This window comes from Kitasatospora sp. NBC_01246, assembly GCF_036226505.1.
GTDB lineage: Bacteria > Actinomycetota > Actinomycetes > Streptomycetales > Streptomycetaceae > Kitasatospora.
Genome location: NZ_CP108484.1, coordinates 6312332 through 6337997 on the forward strand (window position 1 = coordinate 6312332; position 25666 = coordinate 6337997).

Genomic DNA, 25666 nt, shown 5'->3' on the forward strand with positions numbered 1-25666 from the left:
CGCCCTGGTGGCGGGCCGGCCGGCCCGGTGGTCCGGTGGCCCGGTGGTCTGTCGGCCGGGGGTCGACGGAACGCTTGGACAGGAGGGCCCCCGCCGTTTCGACGGCGGGGGCCCTCCTGCGTGCGCGGGCGGGTGCCGGGGCGGGTGCCCCGGCGGGTGCGGGCCGGTGCGTGGGCCGGGTCAGTGCTGGTCGCTGCTGCGGCCCGGGGGGAGCGAGAGCAGGTTGCGGTGGCGTCCGCCGGTGGCCGGACCGGCGGTGGTGCCGCTGCCGTTGCTCATCACCGGCGCCGGTGCCGGTGCCGGGGCGGGCATCGGGTGCGGCACGGGCCCCAGGTAGCCGGCCGCGACCCAGCCCTGGCCGTTGGCGAACTGGGCGGCGGGCTGGGCGGGTTGGCCGACCTGGCCGAGCCCGTCGCTGGTGGGGTCCGCCGGAGTGTGCGGGGCTCCGGTGTGCTGGGTGCCGGTGTGCTGGCTCGCGGTGTGGTGGGCGTGGTTGGTGTGGGTGCCGGTGCTGTGGGTGCTGCCGGTGTGGCCCTGGCCGTTCTGCTGGTTCGGCATGAACTGGGGGAGGCCGGCAGCCTGGCCCGCGTACGTCTGGAACGCCTGGTGCTGCGGCGGGTACGGACGGGGCTCGGCGAGCACCGGGTAGCCGTCGCGGACGGCGAAGCCCGCGAACCTCAGGTTCTCCTCGCCCGAGCGGTCGCCGGGCAGCGCGCGGAACAGCCGCCGGTACTCGGAGTACAGCTCGTCGTAGATCGGCGTGGCCGAGTGCGGGTGCTCAGCGTCGAACGACGGGCGCATGCCCGGGATCACTCGGGGGGCGGTGGTGGACCGGCGGTGGGATGCGGAGACGTCGTAGCTGTACACACAGGGGCCAACGAGCGAGTCCCCCGGGGGATGCGGGGTGCCCGGCCCCGGCCGGAAGGTTGGCCTGTGCCGGTCGGGGTGCGGACCGGTCCGTGGCGGGCCTTCCGGCCGGGGGAGGGCTTCCGGACGGGGGTTTCCGGCGGGTGTGGGCTTCCGGCGGGTGTGGGTTTCCGGCCGGGGCGGGGCGAGGCGTGCCGGGGGCGTCGGGGAGGCTCAGGTGCCCGCGAGCGGGAGGGAGGCGCCGACCACCTGACCCAGGGCGACGGCACGCTCCAGCGCCTGGCGCAGCAGGTCCTCGCGCGGCTGCCGGCCCACCATGCCCGCCGGGACCGCGTACATGGTCACCTCCGTGAGCTGGTTGGCGGCGAACCTCCAGGCGTCGGTGACCTGGAGCGGCTGGTGGGCCTGCCACCAGCCGGTGCTGCCCCCGGCGGCCGCGGGCTGCAGGATCGCGTGCAGCTTGCCCATCGCCACCAGGACGGACCAGCCGGCCAGTTGGTCCGGCGTCTTGTCGAGGTCGGTGACGGGCTGGAAGCCGGCGTCCTGGAGGAGGTCCAGGAACTCGTCGGTGCCCGAGGTGTTGCCCGGCCGGCCGACCGGTCCGGTGGGCTCGACGACGACCGCGGCGTGACCGGTGTCGCCGTGCAGGACCAGCCCGCAGGTGATGCCGAGGATGGCGGCCTGGCCGGGCGCGGTGGCCTGGGCGCCGGCGGACTGGGCCGGGTTCGGGACGGCGGGTCCCGGGATCGCGGGGCCCGGGACGGCGGGCGCCTCGGTCTGCGCCTGGCTGATGCTGCGCACCGCGCCCACCAGCTGCTCCTCGGAGACCGGCACCACCTGGGAGGGGATGCAGCGGGCATGGGCGAAGGCGAGCACCGCCGTCTCCTCGCCGACGAACAGCACCGTGCTGGTGGGCTCCTGGAGCGAGTCACCGGGGGTGCGGCAGGACGTGCACTCGTAGCTGTCGGGTGTGTGGGCGCCGCCGAGCAGGCGGTCTGCCTCGTCGTCGCCGATCTCGGATCGGACCTCGTCGCTGACGGCGAGCATGCGCGGCACTGGGACTCCTCGGTTGTCGGGTTCGCCGGCGGTCAGGGGTGACGCGGGCGGGGGAGGGGAGCGGGCGGTGGGGCTGGGTGTGGCTGGGTTGGCTGGTGCAGTAGGTGGAGCGGGTAGCGCTGGTGGGGCTGGTGGGGCTGGAAGAGCTGGTGGATCGGGTGGAGGCCGCTGGGGTGGGCGCTCGGGTCGGGCCGGGGTCGGTCGTCGGGGGTGGGACCGGGTTGGGACGGGGCGGGACGGGCGGTGGGGCAAGGGGCCTTTCCGGCCGCCTTTACCAACGGACCCCTGTGGCAGGGGTCACGGGTGGACACCGAGGGTGACGGGAATTGCCCCTGATCCGACCGCGTGACGTGGTCGAATGCTCACAATCTGTCGATGTCGGCGGCAGGAGTGCCGGAATGAAACCGTGAGGTGGGTCACGGCCGGGCAATGTTTGATCTAGGAAATGACGGTTATATCGGACATTCTGGACATGCTTGCATGGTCATTACCGCCGGTAACGCCTTGCTGAGCTGGGCAGACCGTCGGGTGTTTGGTTCCGTGGCGACCTGACTCGTAGCTTCATTGGCGGTGCAACGAGCACCACCCGGGTTCACCTCCGACGCACAGCCCACCGGCTCACCCCGGCGCGGGCCGTGCCCACCGATGCGACCGCTCGATCTGGTCGCCGGTGCGTGGTGGGTGGCCGGGGCGGCGCGGCACGTCCGACACGTGCCCGGCCGCCCGATGGACGCGGCGAGCGATTCGGCTCCTTCGAGGGTCTGGTTCCGCATGCCCGCCCGGGGCTGTCGAGAGGAACCTCATGACCTTCCGTAACGAGACCGCCGCTGCCACCACCTCCACCGTCACCAAGCGCAACCGCGTTCGGATGGCTGTTGTCGCGGGTGCCGCTGTCGCGGCCCTGCCGGTGGCCGGCCTCGTCACGGCCAACTCGGCCTCCGCCGCCTCCGTCTCGACCTGGGACGCGGTTGCCCAGTGCGAGAGCGGCGGCAACTGGGCCATCAACACCGGCAACGGCTTCTACGGCGGCCTGCAGTTCACCTCCAGCACCTGGGCCGCCTTCGGTGGCACCGCCTACGCCGCGCAGGCCAACCTGGCCACCAAGGCGCAGCAGATCTCCGTCGCCGAGAAGGTGCTCGCCTCGCAGGGCCCGGGCGCCTGGCCCGTCTGCTCCGTCAAGGCCGGTCTGACCAAGGGCGGCACCCCGGCCGCCGTCGACACCTCCGTCGCCGCGAAGCCGGCCGCCCCGGCCGCCACCGCTGCGCCGAAGGCCGCCGAGGCCCCCAAGGCCGCGCCCAAGGCTGCCGAGGCCCCCAAGGCCGCGCCGAAGACCGTCGAGGCCCCCAAGGCTGCCGAGGCCCCCAAGGCCGCGCCGAAGTCCTCGGACGCCGCCGCCTCCTGGAAGGCCGAGAAGCCGGCCAAGCCCGCGAAGCCCGCCGCTCCGGCCTCGAACGACGCCAAGCCGGTCACCGGTGGCAGCTACACCGTGAAGGCCGGTGACACCCTCAGCACCATCGCCGCTGCCCAGGGCACCGACTGGCACGAGCTGTACAACGCCAACGCCAAGGTCATCGGCGGCAACCCCGACCTGATCTTCCCGGGCCAGACCCTGACCGTCTGACCTTTCGGGGACTGTCTGATCCCTCGGGGACCGCGTGATCCCTCGGGGTCGGCCGACTTCTCGGGTCCGACGGACCTCTCGGGTCCATAAGGATCCCGCCCGTCCGTCGTGCCCTCCGGTCCGTCATGCCCTCCGGTCCGTCGTGCCCTCCGGTGCGACCAGGGCCGCCGGTTCGGTCGGGCCGCCTGTTCCAGGTGGCCGCCGTACTCCGGACATGCTGTTCGAACGGCCGCTTCTCCGCTGTGCGGGGGAGCGGCCGTCGGCGTGTCCGGCGCGTCGGGACGAGCCGGCGAGAGGCGCGCTTAGGGTCGGCTGCTGTGCCTTCTCAGCGTTCATAGGATCAGCCGTGAATCCTTCGTACCGACCGGTCACCCGGTGCGGTCCTCGGCTGCCGGCGCCCTCCTCGCGCCCCTCGTCGCCCTCGTCCTCGCCGTCGCGCTGGCCCTCGTGCTCCTGCCGGCCGTGGTGCCGCTCCCGGCCGGCCGGGCTCGGGCCGCTTCGACGGTGGCGGACATGATCTGGGACGAGCTCGCCGAGTGCGAGAGCGGCGGCGACTGGCGGGCCGCCACCGGCAACGGCTACTTCGGCGGCCTGCAGATCTGGCCGCCGACCTGGGAGGAGGCGGGCGGTCTGCGTTTCGCCGACCGCCCCGACCGGGCGAGCCGGCGCCAGCAGACCACCGTGGCCGAGGAGATCCTCCATCTGCAGGGGTGGGAGGCGTGGCCGGCCTGTGCCCGGGAGATCGGGATGATCGGTGGAGGGTCCGACCGCGACTGATCGGGTCCTGCGCTCGCTCCCCTGTCGGCCGCCCGGGGGGTGCGGGAGGATGGTGGCGTGATCCAGGGCGAACTGTTCGGTACGGGTGCCGGTCGCGACCTCGGGTCGGGTGCCGGTCGTGTCCCGGGGTCCGGTGCCGGTCGTGACCTCGGGTCCGGGCGCGTGCTCGGGTCCGGTGCCGGGTCGGGCGCTGACGGGGCTTCCGTGCCCGAGCGGTCCGAACCGGCGCCCGGCGCGGTGCTCGTCCCCGGCTGGCTCGACGCCGAAGCCCAGCTCCGCCTGGTCGCCGCGTGCCGGGAGTGGGCCCGGCCGCCGGCGGGGATGCACGCCGTCCGGATGCCGACCGGCGGCATGATGTCGGTCCGCATGGTCGCCCTGGGCTGGGACTGGTACCCCTACGGCTACCGTCGCGTCGCGGCCGACGGCGCACCGGTCAAGGCGTTCCCACCGGAGCTCGCCAGGCTCGCCCGCGGCGCGGTCGACGCGGCGTACGGCGAGGCCGTCGACGCGATCGCGGGCGCCGCCGGGTACGAACCGGACATCGCGATCGTCAACCACTACCCGCACGGCGCGAAGATGGGGCTGCACCAGGACCGCGACGAGCGCACGGACGCGCCCGTGGTCTCGCTCTCCCTCGGCGACACCTGCCTCTTCCGGCTCGGCAACACCCGGACCCGCACCCGGCCGTGGACCGACCTGGAACTGCGCAGCGGTGACCTGCTGGTGTTCGGCGGACCGGCTCGCTTCGCGTACCACGGGGTGGTGCGCACGCTGCCCGGCACGGCGGATCCGGCGCTCGGGCTGACCGGCCGGCTCAACATCACCGTCCGCCAGTCGGGTCTGTGACGGCGGCGCTGTCGGCGTCCGTGTGCGGAGCCTTCGGCGTCCGGGCGGTGCTCGCGGTGTCCGTTTGGGGCGCTGGCGGTGCCCCTTTGCGGTGCTGGCGGTGCCCGGTTGCGGCGCTCGCGGTGCCCCGTCTGCGGTGCTCGCGGTGTCCGGGCGGAGCTCCTACGTCGGCGTGTTCGAAGCGATGGGTCCTCGTTCGAGTGAATCGGTGGAGGGGTGCGGGGTCGAGGGGAATGCCCTGGCTCGCTGAAGGATTCGACTGGGCGGGAGAATTCGATAGAACGGGCGTCGGCAGCCGGGCGGGCATCTCCGTCCGGGTCGGCCACCCGGAGAGGAAGCGCACGCATGGGTACCCCTGTCGACGAACTCGTCGAGCTGCTGGACCTTGAGCAGATCGAACTGAACATCTTCCGCGGGCGCAGCCCGGAGGAGGCGCTGCAGCGGACGTTCGGCGGCCAGGTCGCGGGCCAGGCGCTGGTGGCGGCGGGGCGCACGGTGGACGGCGACCGCCCCGTCCATTCGCTGCACGCCTACTTCCTGCGCCCCGGCGTGCCCGGCGTGCCCATCGTCTACCAGGTGGACCGGATCCGGGACGGCCGCTCCTTCACCACCCGCCGGGTGCTCGCCATCCAGGGTGGCCGCTCGATCTTCGCCCTCACCGCCGACTTCCACGTCCCCGAGGAGGGCAGCATCGAGCACCAGTACCCGATGCCCGCCGTCGCCGCCCCCGAGGACCTGCCGAGCGCGCTGGAGGAGGTCGGCTCCCGGCTCGGCGAGCTGCCCCCGTTCATCAGCCGCCGCCAGCCCTTCGACATCCGCTACGTCGACCGGCTGCGCTGGACCAAGGAGGAGCTGGCCGGCGTCGAGGCCCGCAGCGGTGTCTGGCTGCGCACCAACGGCGCCCTGCCCGACAACCCGCTGATCCACGTCTGCGCGCTCACCTACGCGAGCGACATGACGCTGCTCGACGCCGTCCGCGCCCCCGTCGAGCCGCTCTGGGGCACGCGCCACTTCGACATGGCCTCGCTCGACCACGCGATGTGGTTCCACAGACCGTTCCGGGCCGACGACTGGCTGCTCTACCAGCAGGAGTCCCCGATAGCCCACGGCGCCCGCGGTCTCGCGCGCGGGCAGATCTTCGACCGCCACGGGCAGCTGGTCGTGTCCGTGGTGCAGGAGGGGCTCTTCCGGCCGCTGAAGGGCTGACCCGCCCCTCGGCGCCCGGGTGAGGCCCGCCGTCCGTCCCGTCGGACCTGCCGGGAATGATCCACCCCGGTGATCGGCGTTGACGTGATGACGGACACCGCACGGGCGGTGCCGGACTGTCCGCCGGGCCCCGGTGCCCGGCGGACAGTCCGGCGGGCCCGGACCGACTGGGAGGGCACACCGATGACGGCGACAGCCGCGGAGGACTGGAAGCACTGGAGCGAGGGCCGCGCTGCGGCGGTGAGCGCCCGCCACGGCCAACTGGCGCTCACCGGTACGCACTGGTTGGAGCCGGACCCCGCCGGGATACCCGGCGTGCCCGGCCGCTGGTGGGCCGACGCGGAGGGCGTCCGGCTCCGGGCGACGGCGTCCGACGGCATCACCGTCGCGGGCGCGTCCGCCCCGGTCGACGGCGAGGTGCTGCTCCGCCCGGACACCGACCCGGCCGCGGACACCGCCTCGGCCGGGGACGTGCTGCTCGTCCCGATCGAGCGCGAGGGTGAACTCGCCCTGCGGGTCTTCGACCCGGCCTCGCCCGGGCGGCACTCCTTCGCCGGCATCTCCGCGTACCCCTACTCGCCGGAGTGGGCCGTGCCGGCGCTCTACACCCCCTTCGAGGGCGAGGCCCGGGCCGTCCTCGTCCCCAACGCGGACGGCAAGGACCGCCCGCTGACCCTCACCGGCCGGATCTCCTTCACCGTGGCGGGCGAGCACCGCACCCTGACGGTCGGCAGCGCGGGCCGCGGGCTCAGCGGGGTCATCGCGGACGCGAGCAGCGGCGCGGACACCTACCGCTTCCGCTTCATCAGCCTTCCCGAGCCCGACGCGGACGGCCGTACGGTGCTGGACTTCAACCGCGCCTACCTGCCGCCGTGCGCCTTCGCCGATCACTTCATCTGCCCCTTCCCGCCGCCGGGCAACCGGCTGGACTTCGTGGTCGAGGCGGGCGAGAAGCAGGTCCTGACCCGGTAGCCGCCGCCACCGCCGTCGCTGCCGCGGCTCACCGGGGGTGCGGCCGGCCCGTGAGGCCGCCCAGCCCAGCGGGGCCGCGGCCGCTCGGCCAGGACCCCGGTGGGCTGGGCGCGCGGGCGGAGGTCGAATATGGGGGGCTGTGTCGACCAATCATCCTGCCAATTCGGATGCCGCGCCGCCCGCGGCCGCCTCCGCGCCCCCGGCACCTGTCGTGCCCCGGGTACCTGTCGTGTCCCCGGTTCCCGCGGCGCCCCCGGGGCCGGCCGCGCCCCCTGGGGGTCCCGAGGGTGGTCCCTCCCCGGCCCCGGCCGTGAAGCCCCCCGCCGCGTCCGTCGAACCTCCCGCAGCGTCGGCAGAGCTCCCCGCCTCGTCCGCGCGCTGGTACCGCAAGGCCTTCGCCGACCTCAGCCCGCTGCGCGACAACGTCGACTACCGGCGGGTCTGGTTCGGGCAGGCGGTCTCGTCGATCGGCCAGCAGATGACCGCCGTGGCCGTCTCCGTCCAGGTCTACGACATGACCGGCTCCAGCTTCGCCACCGGCCTGGTCGGGCTCTTCTCCCTCTTCCCGCTGGTCGCCTTCGGCCTCTACGGCGGCGCGATCGCCGACACCGTGGACCGGCGCAAGCTCGGCCTGATCGGCTCGGCCGGCCTCGCCGCGGTCTCCGCCGTCCTCGCCGCCCAGGCCTTCGCCGGGCTCGGCCTCGTCGCCGTGCTCTACGCCGCCGTCGCCGTCCAGGCGGGCTTCTTCGCGCTGAGCTCGCCCGCCCGGTCGGCGATGATCCCCCGCCTCGTCCCGAGCCACCAACTCCCCGCCGCCAACGCCCTGAACACCGTCAGCATGAACCTCGGCCTCACCGTCGGCCCCATGCTCGGCGGCGTCCTCATCGGCGCCTGGGGCACCCAGGCCGCCTACCTGGTCGACACCGTGGCCTTCGCCGCCACCCTGTACGCGATGTGGCGCCTGCCCGCCATGCGCCCGCTCGGCGACCGCCGCGGCCGCGCCTCCGTCCTCGACGGCCTGCGCTTCCTGCGGGAGCAGCCGAACCTGCGCACCAGCTTCCTGGCCGACCTGGCCGCGATGATCTTCGGTATGCCGCGAGCCCTCTTCCCCGCCATCGCGGTCACCTTCTACGCCGGCGACGCCCGCACCGTCGGCCTGCTGGTCGCCGCCCCCGCGGTGGGCGCCCTGACCGGCGCCCTGTTCTCCGGCTGGGTCGGCCGGGTCAACCGCCAGGGCGTGGCCGTCCTCGCCGCCGTCGCCGCCTGGGGCCTCGCCATCGCCGCCTTCGGCCTGATCCACAACCTCTGGCTCGGCCTCCTCCTGCTCGCCGTGGCCGGCTGCGCCGACACCGTCAGCATGATCTTCCGCAACACGATGATGCAGGTCGCGGCCCCCGACGAGATGCGCGGCCGCCTCCAGGGCATCTTCATCGTGGTCGTCGCCGGCGGCCCCCGCCTCGGCGACTTCGAGTCCGGCACCGTCGCCTCCCTCACCAACCCCGCCACCTCCGTCATCAGCGGTGGCCTGGCCTGCGTCGCCGCCATCGCCCTGCTCGCCGCCCGCCGCCCCGCCTTCCTCCGCTACGACGCCCGCCACCCGACCCCCTGACACCACCGCCATACCTGGCAGCGAGCACCCCCCGACGTGCTGTATTGTTTTCCACGTCGCCGGGACAACGGCGACAAGGTCGAGAAGCCCCACAGCAGAGCCCCCCAGGCCCCGCCGAAGGCACCGAGACCACGGGACGTGGCGCAGCTTGGTAGCGCACTTGACTGGGGGTCAAGGGGTCGCAGGTTCAAATCCTGTCGTCCCGACAGAATGTCGGAAGGCCGCTGGCCGGGAGAAATCCCAGGCCAGCGGCCTTTTTGCTGATACTCCGACAGGTGATCGACGGCCTGAGTGGCGACTTCTCGCGATCTTGCCAGGGACCAGCCGGGGACCGGAGACACTGACCAACGGGACCGCCGCCACCTGCGGGCACTCCTGGATCCGTGCAGGCGGGCCCGCACGGTCGAGCCCTACTGGACGAGACGCAGGTGGCGCACTCCGGCCTCCGCCGGCACCGAGCTGGCTGATGTTGCCTGCGGAGTGCGCCGGTCCGCCGACAGGTGCCTGCTGAGGCTCCGGCCGGCCTTCTCGATGGAGCTCTTGTCCGGGTGCAGGTAGCGCTGGGTCGTCGTGATGTGGCCGTGGCCAGCGATCTTCTGGAGGACGTGGATGGGGACGCCGGCGTCGGCGAACCAGGTGAGGCCGGTGTGCCGGAGGTCGTGCCGGCGCAGGTACTCATAGCCGAGGCTGACGACGACTTCGTCCCAGTGGGTTGCGTCGCGGAGGATGGCTGTGGTGACCCGGCCGCCGCGCGGGCCGGTGAAGAGGCGGGCCATGGGGTCGTTGCCGACCACGTTCATGCGCCAGTTCACGAGGTCGCGGATCTCTTCGATGATGGGGACGGTGCGCCGCCGTTTGCCCTTGGTGCCCTTGTCGATGAGGCCGCCCGGGGCAGTGGTGGTCTGGCGGCACAGGTCCCAGGTCCAGTCGAAGCGGTTGATGTCCTTGACGCGGACGCCGGAGACCTCGCCGATGCGGGCGGCGGTGCAGGCGGCGAAGCGGACGATGTCGCCCCAGCCGCGGTAATGGTTGTGGGAGCGTTCGACCAGGGCGGTGGCGAGTTCGTCGAGGGTGTCCCAGTCGTTGAGGGCGAGGGAGCGTGGGTCGTCGAGTTCGTCCTCGGCTTTCTTGTAGAGGCGCTGCCAGCCGCTCATGCGTGAGGGGTTGAAGTCGATGAGGCCGTCGCGGACGGCCTGCTCCATGACGCGTACGAGCGGGGCGAGGCTGTTCTTGACGGAGGAGACAGTGAGTCCGTCGGCGACCCAGAAGTGGAGGGCCCGGTCCGTGATGCCGTTGGTGATGTTGACGACGGGTATGTGGCCGAGGACCGGGACGACGCGGAGCTTTCACCCAGCGGTGTAGGGGTCGAGGGTGGTGGTCTCCAGGCCGCGCATCGCCAGGTCCCAGTTCTCGTCGCCGTACTCGGCGAGGGTCATGGTGAGGGTCCTGGGGGTGATGCCGCGCCCTGCGGCCCGTTCCATGCGGGAGATCCAGGCCTCGGCTTCTTCCTCCGTGGGGACGGAGGAAGAAGCCGACTTGCGGCCGCCGCCGTTGGGGTCCGTCCAGCGCACGCGGGCGCGGTAGCGGAACTCCTGGCGGCGGTCGGGGCGGTGTTCGATGTCAGTGGTGAGCTTGACACCCATGGGGATGAGCTGGGTGTGGTCGGACATTCAGGCTGCCTTGGATGGGTCGGTGCGCTTCTGGGCGAGCCACACCTGGGTGTCGGGGATGCTGTAGAGGTAGAGCCGGGGTGCGATCTGCACGAAGGGCGGTCCCTGCGGGGGAGTGGCGGAGCGCCAGCGCCGCAGGGTCGAGGGATCGACAGTCAGCAAGGCTGCGAGTTTCTCAGTCGAGTACCAGCCGCTGTGCAGAAGGTCGAACTCCGGTACAGCTTCAGTTTCGTGTGCGGGGCCGGGGGCGGAGCCCAGGCTCGGAGCTGGAAGTCGGCTCGCGGCGGAAACGTGGTGTCGGACGTGCATGGTCTCCCTCTGACGGGGTGGTAGAGCCGCGTGGGCTCGGCCGGACACGCCTACAGTCACCTGGCTACCCGAGACGGCGGAACAGGGTTTGGCGTGCTGAATGGGGCAGACCGTATGTGCGCGGTGGTCTTCAAGGCGTGTCGAGATCCCGGTGGCACGCCGCCCGCATTGCCACCTCACGTCTGCCGGCATCCGCCCAGACCACATAGGCCGCTGGTGTCTGTCCAGGTCACCGCGAAGGACTCGCTTCTCCAGGGTAGTCGTGGTTGCGGCAACGGCGCAGGTCGCAGATGGCGCTCTTGACGGGTGAATTGCGGCTGGACAGCGCGCAACGGTTGGGACGGGACACGCGACCGGTGAGCAGCCGCTACGGACGTAGCAGTCGAAAGGGAGCGCGGAACCGGCTGCGGTGGGGGCGTGGACGGACGCGGGTACTGATGGGCAACGCGCTGGCCAACTGGGTTGAATCAGAGCCCTCTGCCAGGTGGGGAGCCCGCCCGCTTCGTAAATGACCCTGCGTCAGCTGATCCGCGTTAAGGACGCCATCTGCGGTGCGCATGGCTCGTGACCTGCACGAATATGTTCGCGCATGTACCGCGAGTGTGGCCGATAAGACGTGCCGAGACGGATGGTGCTGGAGGTGGACGGCGGGACGAAAAGGCCCGAGCCGAAACAGGGTGCGGACATGACGACGACAGAGCACACTCCCGTCCTGCCCGACCCGCGGGTCCAGCCGACCATGACCGTGCCGGAGGCCGGTCGACTCCTCGGCCTCCAGAAGGTCGCGAGCTACAACGCGGCCCGGCGCGGCGACATCCCGACGATCTCGGTCGGCCGGCGCCTCCTGGTTCCTACCGCCAAGCTGCGCGCCCTGCTCGGCATCGATGCGGTCACCCCCACAGACGTTGCGGCCTGAAGCACCCGGCGCCCGATCACTCATCGGCCGGACTGCGGCCCCGGCACACAACCCCTGGTAGGAGACCACCGGCATGTCCTGGTTCGCTGTTGGAGACAGCACCGACGACCACTTCAAGACCCTCGCGGCGGGGAACGCAGCCCTCGGGCTGTGGGTTCGCTGTGGCGCCTACGCCAGCGCCCACCTGACCGACGGCGTGATCCCCGGGGCGGTCGCCGCCAAGAACGGCACTGCCTCGCAGATCCGCAAGCTCGTGGCGGTCGGACTGTGGCACGCAGCCCGGCACACCTGCCCAAGGTGCGCGCAGGTCCGCGAGGGCGACTTCGTGATGCATGACTACCTGGACGCCAACCCCAGCCGCCGGCAGGTCCAGGAGCGTCGCCGCCGCGCCGCCGAGAAGAAGCGCGAGCAGCGCGGCGGCGGTCGTCCGTCCGTCCGCCGATGATGACGCTCCCGAGGGCAACCGCGGAGTCGATCGCACGCCCGCTCAGGACACCGGCCCAGTTCAAGGCGCTGCGTCCCCCCGGGACCGGAATGATCCTCGCGCGCGCCTGGCCCCTGCCCTCCCCTCCCGAAGGGAGGGGGTTGATGTGTGTGGGGAGCCTGTACGTCCGTGGGCGCCGGCGCGCCGGCACCCACTTCCGGACGGCTTCGAACCCGATGAGGCGGCGCTGCTGTGGGCATCTTCCGAGGGGCACCTCGAGCGGCTCGGCGGCCGGGAGGGCCTGACGGCCACGACGGAGGCGTTCGTGGACTGGCACCGCGGCCGGGGCACGCGGGGCGCCGACTGGCAGGCGATGTGGCGCAAGTGGGTGCGGGAGCAGCGGCTGCGGCCCGGGGCGTCAGCGGACCAGGTCGCTGAGCGCCGTCCACGGTCGGCGCAGCACCGAGGGGTGGCGGATGCGGCGCAGGTGTCGGTGGCCGAGCGGTTCGCGAGCATCGAGCGGCGGATCGCGCTGGAGGGCGACTCGCCAGCTGCGGGGCCGAGGGCGCTGACGCTCGTGGACGCGCCGCCTGCTGGCGGGAAGCGCCCGGCGCCGGCGGTCATGCCGGGGCAGCGCCCACTCATGGCGGCGCTGCCCGGCGGCGGGCAGGGGGCGGTGGATCCGGTGGATGTCCTGGAGGCGATTGCAGGGCACGGCCAAGCGAACGCGGTGGCGATGTACGGCTGGCGGCAGGTGGCTGCGCTGCTGGCTGTCCCGGACCCGGTGGCCGGCGGGGTGTGAGCCGTGTTGCCGCGTGGAGGGCTGTCGAGGTGCAGCAGGTGCTGGCGCCCAGTATGCTGGACGGCGACCGTTTCGGGCGCGCGCCTGGCCGTCGATCCCGAGCCTTCCGACCGGGGGAACACCGCGGTCTATCGGGACGGGGTGGGGACGATGCGCTCACGCCGGCCCAGCCGGGAGCTGCCGGTGCTGCCGTACGAGCGGCTGTTCGTGCCACACGCGGCGACCTGCCCGCCCGGCCTGGCGAACCGGGACCTTCGGACCTGTGATCCGGTCCCGAAGCGTCGATAAGCTGCGCGGTTCGGCGTGATGGGCCTGCCAGCCAAGGAGCCAACATGCCGCACGTCAACCACGGAGACACCCTCACCAAGATCCGCCCGCTCGTCGGCGGCGCCGTCTCAGGCATCAAGCAGGTGTGCCGAGTCGGGGACGTCATCCTCGTCGCCTCCCTAGCGGAGGCCATCCGCGACGAGTGGTACGACGGCATCACCGTCCGAGTGCTCTCCCACCACGCCGGAGAGCTGGACGTCAACCACTTCCGGTTCGCTGACCACGGAACCCCTGCCGCACCACGACGGCGGCCTGCTCACCGCCTACAACGCGCACTTCCTGGACGAGCCCGGCGCGCTGGAGCCCCAGGGTCTGCGGGACGCCATTGGCCGCTACGTCGCCAGCATCTGCTGACAGGCCGCCGGGGCCCGCCGCACGCGCTGCGGCGGGCCCCGGCGCGCCACGCCGGGCCGGAACTCCCGGTTCGTTCCGCAGCCAGCAGCCTCACAGGGGGACACGACATGGCCGGCTTCCCGGTCCGCTACCACGGCAGCATCACCGAGCTTCACGGACTCACCTTCACCGCCACCGTCAACGACTGCGACGACGACCACGGTCAGGACATCGAAGGCCGCGACGAGGGATGCCACACCCTCGTGCACGAGGCCGGCGAGTCCATCACCCACGTTCGCCGCAGCAGCATCACCCCGATCGCGCCCGACGGCGACGACCTCCACCGGGCCGCCCGAGACGGCGACTGGATCCACCTGCCCGGCCTCGGTGAGGTGCGATTCGCCTACCAGGAGTCCGGCCCCACCCGCCGGACCCTGAGGATCCACTACTACGTCTGCTCCGGCCGCCGCTGGAGCATCTCCGCGCGCCTCGTCTCCATCTACATGTCCTCCGCCACGCGAACCCACTACACCGCGCCGCAGGAACGGCTCACCTGGCAGCTGCGCATGGCACTGGACGAGCTCGCCGAGACCTACGCCCAGCCCCACCTGCGGCGGATCTTCGAGGAACAGGCCGACCTGGTCGAACGCCTCACCCAGCAGCAAGAGCTCAATGCCGCCGCGCTGGCCGGCGGCCTGGCCGGACGGGGCAGGTGACCCATGAGCACCCAGATGTGGATCGGCCGCATCAGCAGCAGCCCCGAACATCACCGCATGCCGGGCAGCCCCGTCCAGGACGTCACGTTCACCCTCGAAGATCGCCCCGTCCTCGCCGAACGCGGCAAGCGCCGGGCCGCCGGCGGCCCGCTGCTCCTGCGGTGCGTCGCCTGGCGCGGCCTCGCCCAGCTGATCGCCGACACCTACAGGACGGGCGACCGCGTGATCGTGATCGGCTCCCTGCGCCAGCGCACCGCGCGCGCCGCGACCTCGGTCGAGCTCGAGGTGTCCGACATCGGAGCGCTGCTCCACGAGGGCACGCCCTTCCTGCGCGCGCCGGCCATCCACGGCGAGCCGGACTGAAGCGCGGGGAGGGTGGCGCGAGCGCTCCTCGCGCCGCCCTCCGGCCGCCTGATAGACATGACGTCGTACCCCCGTCCGGGAAGCCGGACCATCACGCGAGGAGGATCATGAGCGGCAGGGAGCCGAGCACGAAGCTGGCCAGCGCCGCCAAGGCCCTCCAGGAGGCGGTCAAGGCCCTCGAGGACGCTGGCCTCACCCACGTCGAGATCATGGAGGCCCTGCGCGAGCCTCTGTCCGAGGTCGACGCGACACTGACCGACATGCGCAGGCTGCGCCGCGAGGCCGTCGTGGCCGCCTACCCGGACCGCACCCGCACCGTCTACGAGCTGTCCGAGGCGTCGGGGCTGGAGTCCGCCCTGATCACCCGCTACGCGAAGGAAGCCGGCCTGGAGCTGCGCAACCGCAAGCGCGGCCAGTAGTACCCCCGCCGCCCCGGGACGGCCCGGCCCTCGTCACCGCGGCTTCCTATGGCGGCCAGTTCCCCGCCCGAGGTTCGGCGCCGGCACCGGCCGGACAATGCCGTCCCCGTCGATCCCGTGCAGTAGGCGCTGCACCGCCGCGTAGTCGGCGACGACCGTCTCCGGCAGCCACTGCACGCCATCCCACCGCAACACCAGCCTCGGTTGCTCCGGCTGGACGTGCGCGGCGCCCTCGCTGCCGTCGAGCCGCACCGCCTTCAAGGCGCCCACCGGACGGCGGGACGCATCCCGCCGGGCCATCCACGACTCCAGTGGCTCGTCATCCACCAGCCGGGCTCCCTTCCTGCAGCGCAGCAGCGTGAGCGCGCGGAGCCCCAGCGCACTGGCCGGGCACCGCGCCGGCGGCGCTCCGCGAGGACCCCGCCGAGTGTGTCAGCCGACAAGCCGTCAGGCCAAGCCGATCAAGGTCTGGCGCTCGCCAGCCCCCGGCTACCTTCTCCTCGAGTGTGGCTGCGTCCCCTCCATCGCGCTTGCTGCGAGCCGAAGTTGGGTGTGCCCAAGGGTGCGCCCCGGCATCTAGACTTGAGTCAAGAAAGCGGACGAGAGTCCGAAAGGTTGCCAGTTCGGGCCGCGAACCCGGACCACACCACACAGGAGACCACCCATGCGACAGAGCGACGTCATCACCGGCCGCGCCGACCTCGGGGCCATCGACAACACCACCGGCGAGGCCGCCTTCTACTCCCACCGTCAGCCCGCCTGGCACGGCCTCGGCACGGTGACCGAGGAGGCAAAGACCAGCGAGGAGGTCCTGCACCTCGCCAAGCTGGACTGGCAGGTCGAGAAGCGCCCGCTGCTCTCCATGCACAAGCGCAAGCTCGGCAAGAAGATCCCCAACCGCTTCGGCACCTTCCGCAGCGACACGGGTGACTGGCTCGGCGGCCTGGTCGGCAACACCTGGACCCCCATCCAGAACCGCGAGGCGTTCGCCTTCCTGGACGTGCTTGTCGGCGGTGGCCACGTCACCTATGAGACCGCCGGGGCCCTCGACGGCGGCCGCGTCGTCTTCATGTCCACCATGTCCCCGAGCATCACCCTCGACCCCGAGGGCGCGGCTGACCGCATCGACCTCTATACCCTGTTCGCCAACAGCCACGACGGCCGCTCCGCCGCCGTCGCCGTCGAGACCCCCATCCGGGCCGTGTGCACCAACACCCTGGACCTCGCGGTCAACGAGGCCCAGCGCACCTGGAAGATCCGCCACACCTTCGACGCCCTGTCCCAGCTGGAGGAGGCCCGCCGGGCCCTCGGCTTCACCGAGCGGTACGCGGCCGCCTTCGAGGCCGAGGCCACCAAGCTGTTCCAGACCGCGATGACCAACCAGGAGTTCGACAAGCTCATCGCCCAGCTGTGGACGCCCCCGGCCGAGGGGGCTCGCAAGAACCTGACCGCGGCCAACGCGGAGCGCCGCGACTGCCTGCACCACCTGTTCGCCGAGGCCGACACCCAAGACAACATCCGGGGCACCCGCTGGGCCGCCCTCCAGGCCGTCATCGAGTTCGACGACTACTTTCGCAACGTCAAGGTGCCCGAGGCCCTGACCGAGCAGGAGCACCGCAACAACCTGGCCATGACCACCCTGCTGCACGACCAGAAGAACGACCTCAAGGACCTCGCCAAGAGCCTGCTGCTCGCGGCCTGATCCTCCCCGGCGGCCGGGAGCGCTGCTCCCGGCCGCCACGGCGCCCCCTTCACGTCACCCCGGCCGCGCCGACGACCGGCGCGGCCCTCCGCAACGAGGAGAGCCATGTCCAGCCACACCCCCAACGCCCCCACCCTGCCGGAGATGACGCGCGCGCCAGCGCCCTCGTTCAGGACGTCTTCCACGACTTCGCCGATGAACTGACCGCCGCCGGCCATGAGGCCATGGGGCCGCCGGACGGGCGACGTTCCGCCGCCCGGCCGGGCCGGCCAGCCCCTGCCCCACGGCCGACCCTCGACTGAAGAAGCTTTGGCCAGATAGATCCGTTTTGCCGCCCGAACCTGGCCATGGCCAGGGCCTACTCCTCGTGGATCCGGCCCTCGATGTCGGCAAGAGGACGGCTGCTCGGCGGAATCAATGCTCGGGCCGCTACTTCCGGGACCGCGCTCACCACGCGGTGACGAGGAGCCACGCAGGTGCGTGGTGTGAACACCCACACTCCTCGGGAGTAGGTGGCCCCCAGCACACGTCCTTTACCGCGCAGCCATGGATGGCGGCTCTGGAGTTCGATGTAGTTGTCGTTGGTCACGATCACTGCGCCTGTGTCGTCCGCGATAGCCGCCACGAGCGCGTCGCCTTTGCCCTCGGTGCCGGCCGGTGGCTGGATGACGTTGCCCTTGCTCAGTGCTGCCTCCACCGCAGCACGCTCCTCCTCGGCCACCTTGTGCCGGAACGTCGCATCCACGACGACATGGATCTCAGCCCCTGGGTAGCGCGACGCCAGCGCAGCCCTGGCCGATTCCAACTGGGCGTAGCCCGGTCGATCCCCGCTCTCGTACACCCCTGGCTGCCGAGGGGACCGACCGATCCAGGCCAGGTTCGAACCATCCACCACCAGGACGCGAGGGGCTCCGACCGCACCCGGCGAGGCGGCCTTGACATTCGACGGCACAGGTTTCGGAGGAGTCGGCACCGGACGGCCAGGGTTCTGGGCAACAACGCTCGCGGGCAAATCGAGGGCCGTGGTGCCGGTCATCAGGGCGTCGAGTTCCTTAAGGACTTCGGGAGTGGGACCACCGGAGCCGAAGCTCTTGACTTCCTCATTGAGGACCTCCTCCCCGGTGTGCTCTAGGGTCGCCTTGACGTGGAGCAGCCCGTTGGTGTCGTAGGTGTACTCCAGCAGGAACCGTGACTCTTCCCGCACGCTCGGGCGCGGGTAAGCCAGCGTGAACTCGGTCAGCTGGACGTTGTCCGGATGGTCGAGAGGCCGGTCCGGGTCACCCTCCCAGATCTCCACCGAAAGGCCGCGGGCGTAATCGCCCAGGGGCGTGTAGCTCTTGCATTCCTTCCACGGCAGCGGCGAGTTGCGCGGAATGATCTGGCTGAACTTCTTCCTGCCGATGTTGTCCTTGACCACCGTGCCGAGTGCGTGGCCGGTCGCCACCTGGATCACGCCGTCGACCTCGCCGGCCAGCACGGCTGCGGCGATCGAAGCACCTCGTGCGACTGCCGTCATGGGATCGCAGAGGGCGACAGCCACGGGCTCCTTCTGCATGACCTCCGCCACTGCCGCGCGGACGCTCGGGATCTGGCTGGTGCCGCCGATCATCAGCACCGCGTCCACGTCACGCGGCGCCATGTGCAAGTCGTTCAGGCACTGCTCCAGCGGGGCGAGAGCCCGGTCCACCAGATCGGTGATGGCCTCCTCAAGCTCTCCCTGCCAGATCTGCACGGCCGCCCCGTCCGGAGTCATGACGGTGACGGACTCCTGAGACGACAGGAGGATCTTGCTGCGTTCGACGTCGAGGCCGAACTGCCTCTGCTGCGCCGGAGTCCATGCCGTGCGCGCGGGTGCCCTCTCGAGGACGAGCGCCCGCAGGCGGCGGTCGATCTCCAACCCGCCGAGCTCGGTCACCCCCCGCGAAGCACGCTCTTCGAAGAAGCCGTCCTGATGGTCGAGCATTGTGACGTCGATCGTGCCGCCACCCCAGTCGAACACCATGATCTGGACATCCTCCTCCAGATCGTGTACGTAGGAGATCGCCGCCGCAGTGGGTTCGTTCAGCAGTGCCTGGACCTCGATGCCGGCGAACCGCGCCGCCGCCCGGGTGCGGTAGCGCGCCGCCCCGGTGGCATTCGCGGGAACCGTGATCACGGCTCGTTCGATGGTGGTGAGGTTGTGCTGCGCGCCGTCCCGCATGGCCTGGAACACGCTGGCGGCCACCGTGGTGGCGGCGTACCGACGGCCCCGGATCTTGACGTACTCGTCGCTCTTCAGCAAGCGTTTGCAGGCCTCTGCGGCCTCCTCCGAGCGCAGCTTGGCCTCCCAGCCGAAGAGCGGCCCCCGGCGCAGGGAGCTCATCCCGACCACGGAGGGGAAGAGGAAGTCGAAGCCGGGTCGTCGCCAGTCCGCGTCGATGTGGTGGGCGTCCAGCGCGAGCACTTCGGCCTCGTCGCCCAGCCACTGGGCCACGACCGAGTTGGTGGTCCCGAAGTCGATGCCGGTGGCGGTCACTCGCTCTCCTCCAGATCCGCTGCCCCGCCCTCGTCCAGCTGCTCGGTCTCGCTGGGGACAGGGAGACGGCGCAGCTGACCGGACAGAATCAACTTGCCGGTGGCCTGGTCCAGGTAGGCAGGGCGCAGAACCTCGAACGCGTCCCCCTCACCCTCCACCACGACGAAATGCTCCTGTTCCTCCGGGGAGTCCATGCAGCGCACCCCCTGATCGACCAGGACGCTGCGGATACTCCTCCGCAGTACAGCCGCGCTCTGGTTGGGCATGCTGGCGACCATGTCGGTCTCCACCATGCGGGCCAGGTACTCCTCCCTGGTCCGGAACGCTTCGAGTACGGCTTGACGCAGGGCGCCAGCCACCGAGGCCTGCGTCGGCCGCTCATCCTCACCCAGCTCGGCGATGAGCTGCTGAGCTCGCTCTGTGAACCGCGAAAGCAGCCCAGCCGGGCTGAGAAGCTCCTCCGGCCGGTAGGTACGAGGCCCCTCAGTCGCTGTCGGGGCCTCGTTGCGTCGTTTCTCCCGACGGTGCTTGAGGCCGTTGTTCCCCTTCACGGGCTTGGCAGGGGCGACAGGAGTCCTGTTCGTTCGTTGGCGTCGAGACGGATGCTTCATGTGATGGTCCTGTGGTGGTGGTCCGGGCGCCTGGGCGCGTTGAGCAGAGTCGGCAGGAGATCCGTGATGGCACGCCGGCGCACCAGCTCCAAATCTGCAGGCGAGCAGGCAATGGTGCGCCGCTCCAGCGGAGCGAGCGGGGGAACCAGTGAAACTGGGGTCGTGTCCGGAAGCCTGAGCAGGTCGGCGTCCAGTGGCAGCACGAAGAAGTCGGACCAGTTCTCCTCCTGTTCCGCCTCCCGGATGCTCTTCATCGCGCGATTCAGTCGCGCGCTCATGTGCACGTCCCTGGCGAACTCTCGACGCAGGTCGCGGTACCGCGTCTCCCACATCGACGAGGTGTGTGGCAGTCCCAGGTCTAGATAGGGGTTGGAGGCGGGACGGCGGTCGTTGCGGGGGACAGTCCGGCGCCGTTCGATAAGTGCCAGATTCGCCGCAGCCCGTGGATGGATCTTACGAATCCGGCTGAGCGCGATGACGGCAGCATCCAGCTTCTCTTCGAGCAGGAGTAGGTAGGCCTGGAGGTTGAAGACCTCGGCCAGGTACTCTGGCTCTGCCGCTTCGAACGCCACCAACTTGCCTATCTGGGAGCCGGCGTGCTGGATGTCGCCGCTGCAGATCAGGTCGTACGCCCGCCGTAGAGCCATGAGAGCGTGCAGCGGACTCCGCGCAGGGTTCACTGCGGCTTTGGGCTCCCAGAGGGCAAAGATCAGTCGCCATAGCCCTCGGTCGTCCACAATATCCCGCTCCCAGGTGCCGGTCAGGGCGCCGCCCTGAATCCGGCGGAGCAGCAGAACCAGTTCACGTGGCAGAAGCTGCTCGAGATACTTGAGGGCCGAGGTCTCGCCATCAGCAACCCTGCCGAGAAGGTCATAGAGTCCACTGCTTGGCGGCTGCGTGTCTGTACCTGAGAGGAAAGCGTCGCGGTGAAGCTTCTCCAGCCACTGGATCTTTTCTGCTTGGGTATCCGTGACCTGGTGTGGCACCAGCCGAGCCATCAGGTAGGCCGACTCGTGCTCGTCCGTCCGGTACTGCCATGGCTCATGAGCTGAGCTCAGAATCTGCGCATCTATCAGGTCGTCCATGATGCCCAGGGGTATCCAGGGCAGGAGGCGCGACAGGGTCTGGGGGGAGAGCTCTGGAAGCCGATTGCCCGCGAGGGTCGCGAGCAGGGCGAACGCGCCCCAAGGATCCTCCTCTGCCGGAGGGCTCGCACTGCCGGCAGGCAGACCGGCGCTGTCCGAGAGCACTGCCAGCCTCAGCGCACCGCTGTCGGACAACCACGTAAAGCCCGCAGCATGGATCGTCGTCAGCGCTTCGGCAACCAGCTCAGGACTGGCGTCGGCGAGGACAGCGCGGACCGCGGGCAGCAGCTGTGCGCTTGGCTCACCGTTCAGGGCACTGCGGAACGCGTCCAGTGCCCAGCCTGCCATTGCCGGATCAGCCTGCGCAGTGAGCTCATGCAGCAACGCCTGCGCGCTCTCGACCGCTTGGACGCCGAAGACGCCCGCCTTCCGCCACTTGCGCACGGTGAAGCCGTCTACCGCTGCATCGGCGCCGTCGGTGTCCCGGAGGGCCCGTTGGACACGCAGCCGCTCACGTTCGAGAGCGATGGCTTCCGCGCGTGAGCCCGGTGCAGGGCGCCCAGAACCGCCTGGCTGGGGATCAGTTCTCACTCTGCCTCGCGTGATCTGCTGGGCTGGGATTTGGCACATTGTGGCAGGCAGGGAGGCGCGCTGTCGCGGGTTGGCGAGCTCTGGCCTGCCCGACCGACTGAGGGCTGGATCCCGGACGGTCTGGTCTGCCTGGATTGAGCGAATTCCTGGCCGCAGGAGGCCGCAGGTCGGCTACCGCCCGAGGCCGAATTCTGGCGACCTGGGCCGCAACCCCATGGCCGGAGGATGGAGCTTGTTGCCTGGCTCTTCGCAGTTGAGGGTCTAGCCCCGGGGCGTGGCGGTCGCGGAGCTGGGTCGCGCCCGTAGAGGGATGCTCAGTGGGAGGGACTCGCTTGTCCAGTCCCCCGAGAGCCCACGGCTGACGGTCGGCGCTTGCTCACTCCTCTTCGCCGCGCTCTTCGCTGGCAAGGGCGGCGCGGCTCGCCCAGACCCCAGCAACCCCCACGGCCAACACACCCGTCCCTATGGCCGCTTTGCGCCCCGCCTCTGCGGCTGCGTTCTTCAATTGCGCCGGGTCCCGGGCCGCGTCCCACCATTGTGTCGCCTCCAGCGAGCGTCGACCAGACTCGATTCCGAGCGGCCTGTGGAAGTCATCGACGACGATGCCGACACGGTTGATCGAGCCCACCACGGTCCGGTGCGCGGGCAAGTGCAGCAGTACATTCGAGTTGGCCGTATCGGCGGCCGCATCCATACGTGCCATCAGGTGCTCAATCCTCTGTGAGATGAGTTCCCGCCGCTTCTGCCGGTCCTCCTTCAGCAAGAGCCGACGCCCGTCCAGCTTGTCCGGAGACTCGTCCAGCAGCCTCTGCAGTCGCAGCACGTCGAGCGCGTCCTGAAGTTCGAAGCAGCGAGCCACAACGGCGAGCAGCTCCTCAACCTCGGCCCCTGCTTCCTTGACCGTCTTGGCGAGATCACCGATTTTGGCCGTGCTCTCCAGCCTCTCCGCAAGTGCGTCGAGTCGGCCCAGTGTCCAGCCCAGGGCGTCCGTGATCGTATGGGTCCTCGCCTGAACGGTCGACCACGTGTCATCGTCGACCCGGCCCTCCCGTTCCAGAACGTTCATGGCGGACTCGATGTCGAGGCCCGCTCCGAACACCTTCCCCAACTCGGTGTCCCTCTGGGCGCGAATAATGTCGTCGACCTTCTTGTCGATCGCCGCGAGATAGCTCTTGATCTCACTCATCTCATGCTGCATCGCTAGCTGCGCCATGATCCCCGCAGCGCCGGAAAGAACCGCCGGATTGGCTAGGAGCGAGCCAGGCTCCTCCGCGATCTGGAGCCATGACTTGATTGAGCCCGGCTTCCCCACCATCGCATAACTGATGCCTGGTGTCTTGCTTTCCATCAGTCCGAACTTCTTGACTAGATATGCAGACTCCTTGGTCAACTTCAGCCAGCAAGCTGAGTTGGCGGAAATCTCAGAACCTGCCTGTGCGATTCCAGCTGCGGTGCGGAGGAGAGGTCCGAGTCTCTGCAATCCGAGATCCTTCGAAAGCGACAGTAGCCCCTCTGAGGTAAGGAAGCGCTTGACATCTGTCGGGTTCCCGATGACCGCAAGACCATCGCCGTCACTGATCATCCGAATTTTGTTGTCCATCGCCTGCTCCTGTAGTGAATAATCGCAGTTGAGGGTAGTTGAGGTGGGCGTCACGCGAGCCGCTATCGCCGGAGATGTTGACCTCTTCCCGGCTGCCGACGCACGCACTGCACCCTCGCGGCGGCTACGGCTGCCTCGAACGTCGAACGGCCGGAAGTTACTGGGCTGCCCAGCCCTTCTTCCACTTCTCCAGAACCAGCCAGAACTCGCGAGGCCATGACATCGTCAACGGGTCGAATGCGTAGTTCTCGGCGGAAGCCGTCTTCCAGAGAGTGAGCGCGTTCTCCGCCTCATCCGCAAGGAGTCCTGCGGTGGCCAAGAGGTCTCGTGCGGTGCCGTAGTCCCTGCGCTCTGCAGCGTCTGCGAGACTGGGCCAGAGTTCCCACACCAGATGTTGCTGGAGCTCTCGAAGGTGATCGCCGGTCTTGCACTCCACGTAGCCGCGCACGTTCCGGGCCACCTCCTCATCCTGGCGGTCGAGTTCACCAAGCTGGTCGTCATCCCAGCCGTGCTCCTCGACGAGCTCCCTCCAAAACGCCCAGGCGCGCTCAGCCTCGGTCCGTGCGTACTCGTTAAGCCCTTCCTGAGTCAGCCGAGGGAATTGCAGGGCATCCAGCTCATCGGAGCCGGGAGCCCCCATCGGTGAACCCGGCCCGTTGCCGTACCGGATCTGCGTGAGGACCTCCAGCAGGCGGAGCGAGGATGCGACCTCCTCATCACGAATCACATGGCAGATGTCGGCAACATCCTGGACGACCTCTTCCCAGCTTTCCTCCGCGATGTGGTCATCGAGCTGATCGGCCAGTGAGTCCGCCGAGCCTCGCCCGCGCAAGTCACCCAGAAGCTCCTCGATCTTGGAGTCAAGCCGCTCTACGGCCGCCTCAGGAGTCGACCGGTCGCGCCTTGCCGCGCCTTCCTTCTCTGCACGCTCGACAGCCTCCCGGCGCTGCTTGCGGGCTGTTTGGGAAGAAGGGAGACGGGTCTGCAAGGATCGCATCTCCTCGGCTTTCGCCGGGTCGACCTCGTCGAGCAGCCCGATAGCGTGCATGCGGTGTCCGGCCTGGACGATCGGATCCGATGCGAGGCAACAGAGCAGGCCCACGGCATCCTTCGGAGCACGTTGTGCCACGGCCACGGCAAGCGCGAGACGGGCCGCGCTCGATGCACCCTGGTGTGCAACAAGCTGTTCCACGGCCTCAGGCACGTACCCGGCAGGGTGCTTGTGCTCGGCGAGAGCCAGACTTACCCGCACGCGGGTAGTGAGCGGGACGGTCTCGTCCGCGGCGAAGAGGTGTGCCGTCCACAGCGCCCACCCGTCACGTACGGCATCCGCCAGCCAATCCCAGCTGTTCCTGGGAAGCAGGTAGCGGGCTTCCAAGTAGCCCAGGTCGTCACGGCCGTGCGCCAAGGCGTCTGCCGCCTGGTGCCTCAGTCCGGCAGGGAGGCCCTTGGCGCCGGCGACGTAGCAGAGACCGACCGTGTACTCGGAGGCGGAGTAACTAGGCCGGTCAACCTGCACTCTGGACAGATGCAGGATCCGCTGCAAGTCCTCGTGCCAGGGACCCGGCGCCTGGACGATGAATGAGGCTGCCGCGAGCGCCGGGCCGCCGCGAATGTTGCATGCTTCCAGGTTGGAAGTCCGCCAGTGGTCGGCTAGCGACTCATCTGCCAACCTGACGAGGCATGTCAGGGTGGCCTCGCTCGGCTTCCTGGAACGTGCCGGTACCTCGCAGTTGGGCAGGAATTCGGGCCTTCCGGCGCTTCCCATGTATCCCCCTTGATCGACAGCCATGGGCATACTAGCCACGGCCAATGCGGTGCGGCGGCCATTTCACTTCTCTCCCGGCAGGCGGCCAGAAACAGCTCTTCCAACGCCACAGACGCTGCTCTGAGCCTGCATGTGTTCAGGTGCGAAGGGCCCGCAGCACGAATGCGACTTCGTCCCGCCACCCGAGGAGCTCACCGACCGTCGGGGGCAGCGCGAATTGCTGGTGGTGGCAGGCCACGCTGAGGTTGCGCCAGACTGCCGCGAGTCGACCGGCCAACCGGTGGTCGAGGTTGTGGGCGAGCCAGACGACCTTGGTCTCCGTCCGGCAGCGGCTGAGGGCCGACCGGTGAGCGGAGATGTAGGTCTCGAGTCCTCCTTCCAGGGCACGGCGGAGCAGGAACACCGCGGCACGCGGGTGCGGGGCCTCGGCGTCGAGAAGCGATGCGACGGCAGTCATGCGGTCCGCCGAGGTCAGCACATCGGTTGCAGCAGTCACAGGGATCGCAGGGGCACGTTCGTGGGCTCGGACAAGGCATGCAGGCACGACTCTGTGACCTCGGC

Annotated in this window: 25 protein-coding genes and 1 tRNA gene; 14 read left to right on the plus strand and 12 right to left on the minus strand. The window is 70.2% G+C overall.

Features of this window, described 5'->3' with window-relative positions:
• Positions 1 to 180: 180 nt before the first annotated feature.
• Positions 181 to 801 carry a hypothetical protein gene (locus OG618_RS27300; protein WP_329492414.1) on the minus strand — a complete coding sequence of 207 codons (621 nt, stop codon included), beginning with the start codon at positions 799 to 801 and terminating at the stop codon, positions 181 to 183.
• 279 nt (positions 802 to 1080) lie between these two features.
• Positions 1081 to 1923 (minus strand): hypothetical protein, encoded by an 843-nt coding sequence (locus OG618_RS27305; RefSeq protein ID WP_329490182.1) that lies wholly within the window; start codon positions 1921 to 1923, stop codon positions 1081 to 1083.
• Positions 1924 to 2725: 802 nt separating this feature from the next.
• Between OG618_RS27305 and OG618_RS27310 the strand changes: the two genes are divergently transcribed.
• The 7 genes from OG618_RS27310 (at position 2726) to OG618_RS27340 (ending at position 9160) form a co-directional block, all read left to right on the plus strand.
• Positions 2726 to 3544, plus strand: a complete 819-nt coding sequence (locus OG618_RS27310; RefSeq protein ID WP_329490183.1) for a transglycosylase family protein — start codon at positions 2726 to 2728, stop codon at positions 3542 to 3544.
• Positions 3545 to 3919: 375 nt separating this feature from the next.
• Positions 3920 to 4321 (plus strand): transglycosylase family protein, encoded by a 402-nt coding sequence (locus tag OG618_RS27315; protein WP_329490184.1) that lies wholly within the window; start codon positions 3920 to 3922, stop codon positions 4319 to 4321.
• Between the two features lie 204 nt (positions 4322 to 4525).
• Positions 4526 to 5167: an alpha-ketoglutarate-dependent dioxygenase AlkB family protein gene (locus OG618_RS27320; RefSeq protein WP_329490185.1), complete on the plus strand. Its 642-nt coding sequence runs from the start codon at positions 4526 to 4528 to the stop codon at positions 5165 to 5167.
• Between the two features lie 345 nt (positions 5168 to 5512).
• The gene (locus tag OG618_RS27325) at positions 5513 to 6373 is read left to right on the plus strand and encodes an acyl-CoA thioesterase (RefSeq protein WP_329490186.1); all 861 of its coding nucleotides are present in this window, start codon (positions 5513 to 5515) and stop codon (positions 6371 to 6373) included.
• Positions 6374 to 6556: 183 nt separating this feature from the next.
• Positions 6557 to 7345: a DUF1684 domain-containing protein gene (locus OG618_RS27330; RefSeq protein ID WP_329490187.1), complete on the plus strand. Its 789-nt coding sequence runs from the start codon at positions 6557 to 6559 to the stop codon at positions 7343 to 7345.
• A 310-nt stretch (positions 7346 to 7655) separates the two neighbouring features.
• Complete coding sequence (locus OG618_RS27335; protein WP_396491149.1) at positions 7656 to 8954, plus strand: MFS transporter; 1299 nt, start codon at positions 7656 to 7658, stop codon at positions 8952 to 8954.
• A gap of 132 nt (positions 8955 to 9086) precedes the next feature.
• Positions 9087 to 9160, plus strand: a tRNA-Pro gene (locus tag OG618_RS27340).
• A gap of 204 nt (positions 9161 to 9364) precedes the next feature.
• Here the strand turns inward: OG618_RS27340 and OG618_RS27345 are convergent.
• The 3 genes from OG618_RS27345 to OG618_RS27355 all read right to left on the minus strand — a co-directional run bounded on the left by OG618_RS27345 (position 9365) and on the right by OG618_RS27355 (position 10786).
• Positions 9365 to 10156: a tyrosine-type recombinase/integrase gene (locus OG618_RS27345; protein ID WP_329490188.1), complete on the minus strand. Its 792-nt coding sequence runs from the start codon at positions 10154 to 10156 to the stop codon at positions 9365 to 9367.
• Positions 10157 to 10300: 144 nt separating this feature from the next.
• Positions 10301 to 10624: a hypothetical protein gene (locus tag OG618_RS27350; RefSeq protein ID WP_329490189.1), complete on the minus strand. Its 324-nt coding sequence runs from the start codon at positions 10622 to 10624 to the stop codon at positions 10301 to 10303.
• Entirely contained in the window at positions 10625 to 10786 is a 162-nt protein-coding gene (locus tag OG618_RS27355; RefSeq protein WP_329490190.1) for a hypothetical protein, read from the minus strand.
• Between the two features lie 775 nt (positions 10787 to 11561).
• Here OG618_RS27355 and OG618_RS27360 point away from each other — a divergent pair.
• The 6 genes from OG618_RS27360 to OG618_RS27385 all read left to right on the plus strand — a co-directional run bounded on the left by OG618_RS27360 (position 11562) and on the right by OG618_RS27385 (position 15233).
• Positions 11562 to 11849: a helix-turn-helix domain-containing protein gene (locus OG618_RS27360; protein WP_329490191.1), complete on the plus strand. Its 288-nt coding sequence runs from the start codon at positions 11562 to 11564 to the stop codon at positions 11847 to 11849.
• Positions 11850 to 11922: 73 nt separating this feature from the next.
• Positions 11923 to 12294 carry a hypothetical protein gene (locus OG618_RS27365; protein WP_329490192.1) on the plus strand — a complete coding sequence of 124 codons (372 nt, stop codon included), beginning with the start codon at positions 11923 to 11925 and terminating at the stop codon, positions 12292 to 12294.
• A gap of 304 nt (positions 12295 to 12598) precedes the next feature.
• A complete protein-coding gene (locus OG618_RS27370; RefSeq protein WP_329490193.1) occupies positions 12599 to 13075 on the plus strand; it encodes a hypothetical protein in 477 nt (158 codons plus the stop codon).
• Between the two features lie 788 nt (positions 13076 to 13863).
• On the plus strand, positions 13864 to 14451 hold the full coding sequence (locus tag OG618_RS27375) for a hypothetical protein (protein ID WP_329490194.1): 588 nt from the start codon (positions 13864 to 13866) through the stop codon (positions 14449 to 14451).
• Between the two features lie 3 nt (positions 14452 to 14454).
• Positions 14455 to 14814 carry a single-stranded DNA-binding protein gene (locus OG618_RS27380; protein WP_329490195.1) on the plus strand — a complete coding sequence of 120 codons (360 nt, stop codon included), beginning with the start codon at positions 14455 to 14457 and terminating at the stop codon, positions 14812 to 14814.
• 107 nt (positions 14815 to 14921) lie between these two features.
• Positions 14922 to 15233 carry a hypothetical protein gene (locus tag OG618_RS27385; RefSeq protein WP_329490196.1) on the plus strand — a complete coding sequence of 104 codons (312 nt, stop codon included), beginning with the start codon at positions 14922 to 14924 and terminating at the stop codon, positions 15231 to 15233.
• Positions 15234 to 15266: 33 nt separating this feature from the next.
• Here OG618_RS27385 and OG618_RS27390 read toward each other — a convergent pair whose 3' ends face one another.
• A complete protein-coding gene (locus OG618_RS27390) occupies positions 15267 to 15560 on the minus strand; it encodes a DUF6087 family protein (protein ID WP_329490197.1) in 294 nt (97 codons plus the stop codon).
• Positions 15561 to 15897: 337 nt separating this feature from the next.
• On the opposite strand from OG618_RS27390, the gene OG618_RS27395 reads away from it, so the two are divergent.
• The gene (locus tag OG618_RS27395; protein ID WP_329490198.1) at positions 15898 to 16935 is read left to right on the plus strand and encodes a DUF932 domain-containing protein; all 1038 of its coding nucleotides are present in this window, start codon (positions 15898 to 15900) and stop codon (positions 16933 to 16935) included.
• A 358-nt stretch (positions 16936 to 17293) separates the two neighbouring features.
• Here the strand turns inward: OG618_RS27395 and OG618_RS27400 are convergent, their stop codons facing one another.
• The 6 genes from OG618_RS27400 to OG618_RS27425 all read right to left on the minus strand — a co-directional run bounded on the left by OG618_RS27400 (position 17294) and on the right by OG618_RS27425 (position 25562).
• Entirely contained in the window at positions 17294 to 19450 is a 2157-nt protein-coding gene (locus OG618_RS27400) for an Hsp70 family protein (protein WP_329490199.1), read from the minus strand.
• The gene (locus tag OG618_RS27405) at positions 19447 to 19743 is read right to left on the minus strand and encodes a hypothetical protein (RefSeq protein ID WP_329490200.1); all 297 of its coding nucleotides are present in this window, start codon (positions 19741 to 19743) and stop codon (positions 19447 to 19449) included. The genes OG618_RS27400 and OG618_RS27405 overlap by 4 nt, the downstream gene beginning before the upstream one ends.
• A 314-nt stretch (positions 19744 to 20057) precedes the next feature.
• A complete protein-coding gene (locus OG618_RS27410; RefSeq protein ID WP_329490201.1) occupies positions 20058 to 21590 on the minus strand; it encodes a hypothetical protein in 1533 nt (510 codons plus the stop codon).
• Between the two features lie 523 nt (positions 21591 to 22113).
• The gene (locus OG618_RS27415) at positions 22114 to 23337 is read right to left on the minus strand and encodes a hypothetical protein (RefSeq protein ID WP_329490203.1); all 1224 of its coding nucleotides are present in this window, start codon (positions 23335 to 23337) and stop codon (positions 22114 to 22116) included.
• Positions 23338 to 23494: 157 nt separating this feature from the next.
• A complete protein-coding gene (locus OG618_RS27420) occupies positions 23495 to 25129 on the minus strand; it encodes a hypothetical protein (RefSeq protein WP_329490204.1) in 1635 nt (544 codons plus the stop codon).
• 112 nt (positions 25130 to 25241) lie between these two features.
• Positions 25242 to 25562: a hypothetical protein gene (locus OG618_RS27425; RefSeq protein ID WP_329490205.1), complete on the minus strand. Its 321-nt coding sequence runs from the start codon at positions 25560 to 25562 to the stop codon at positions 25242 to 25244.
• Positions 25563 to 25666: the final 104 nt, after the last annotated feature.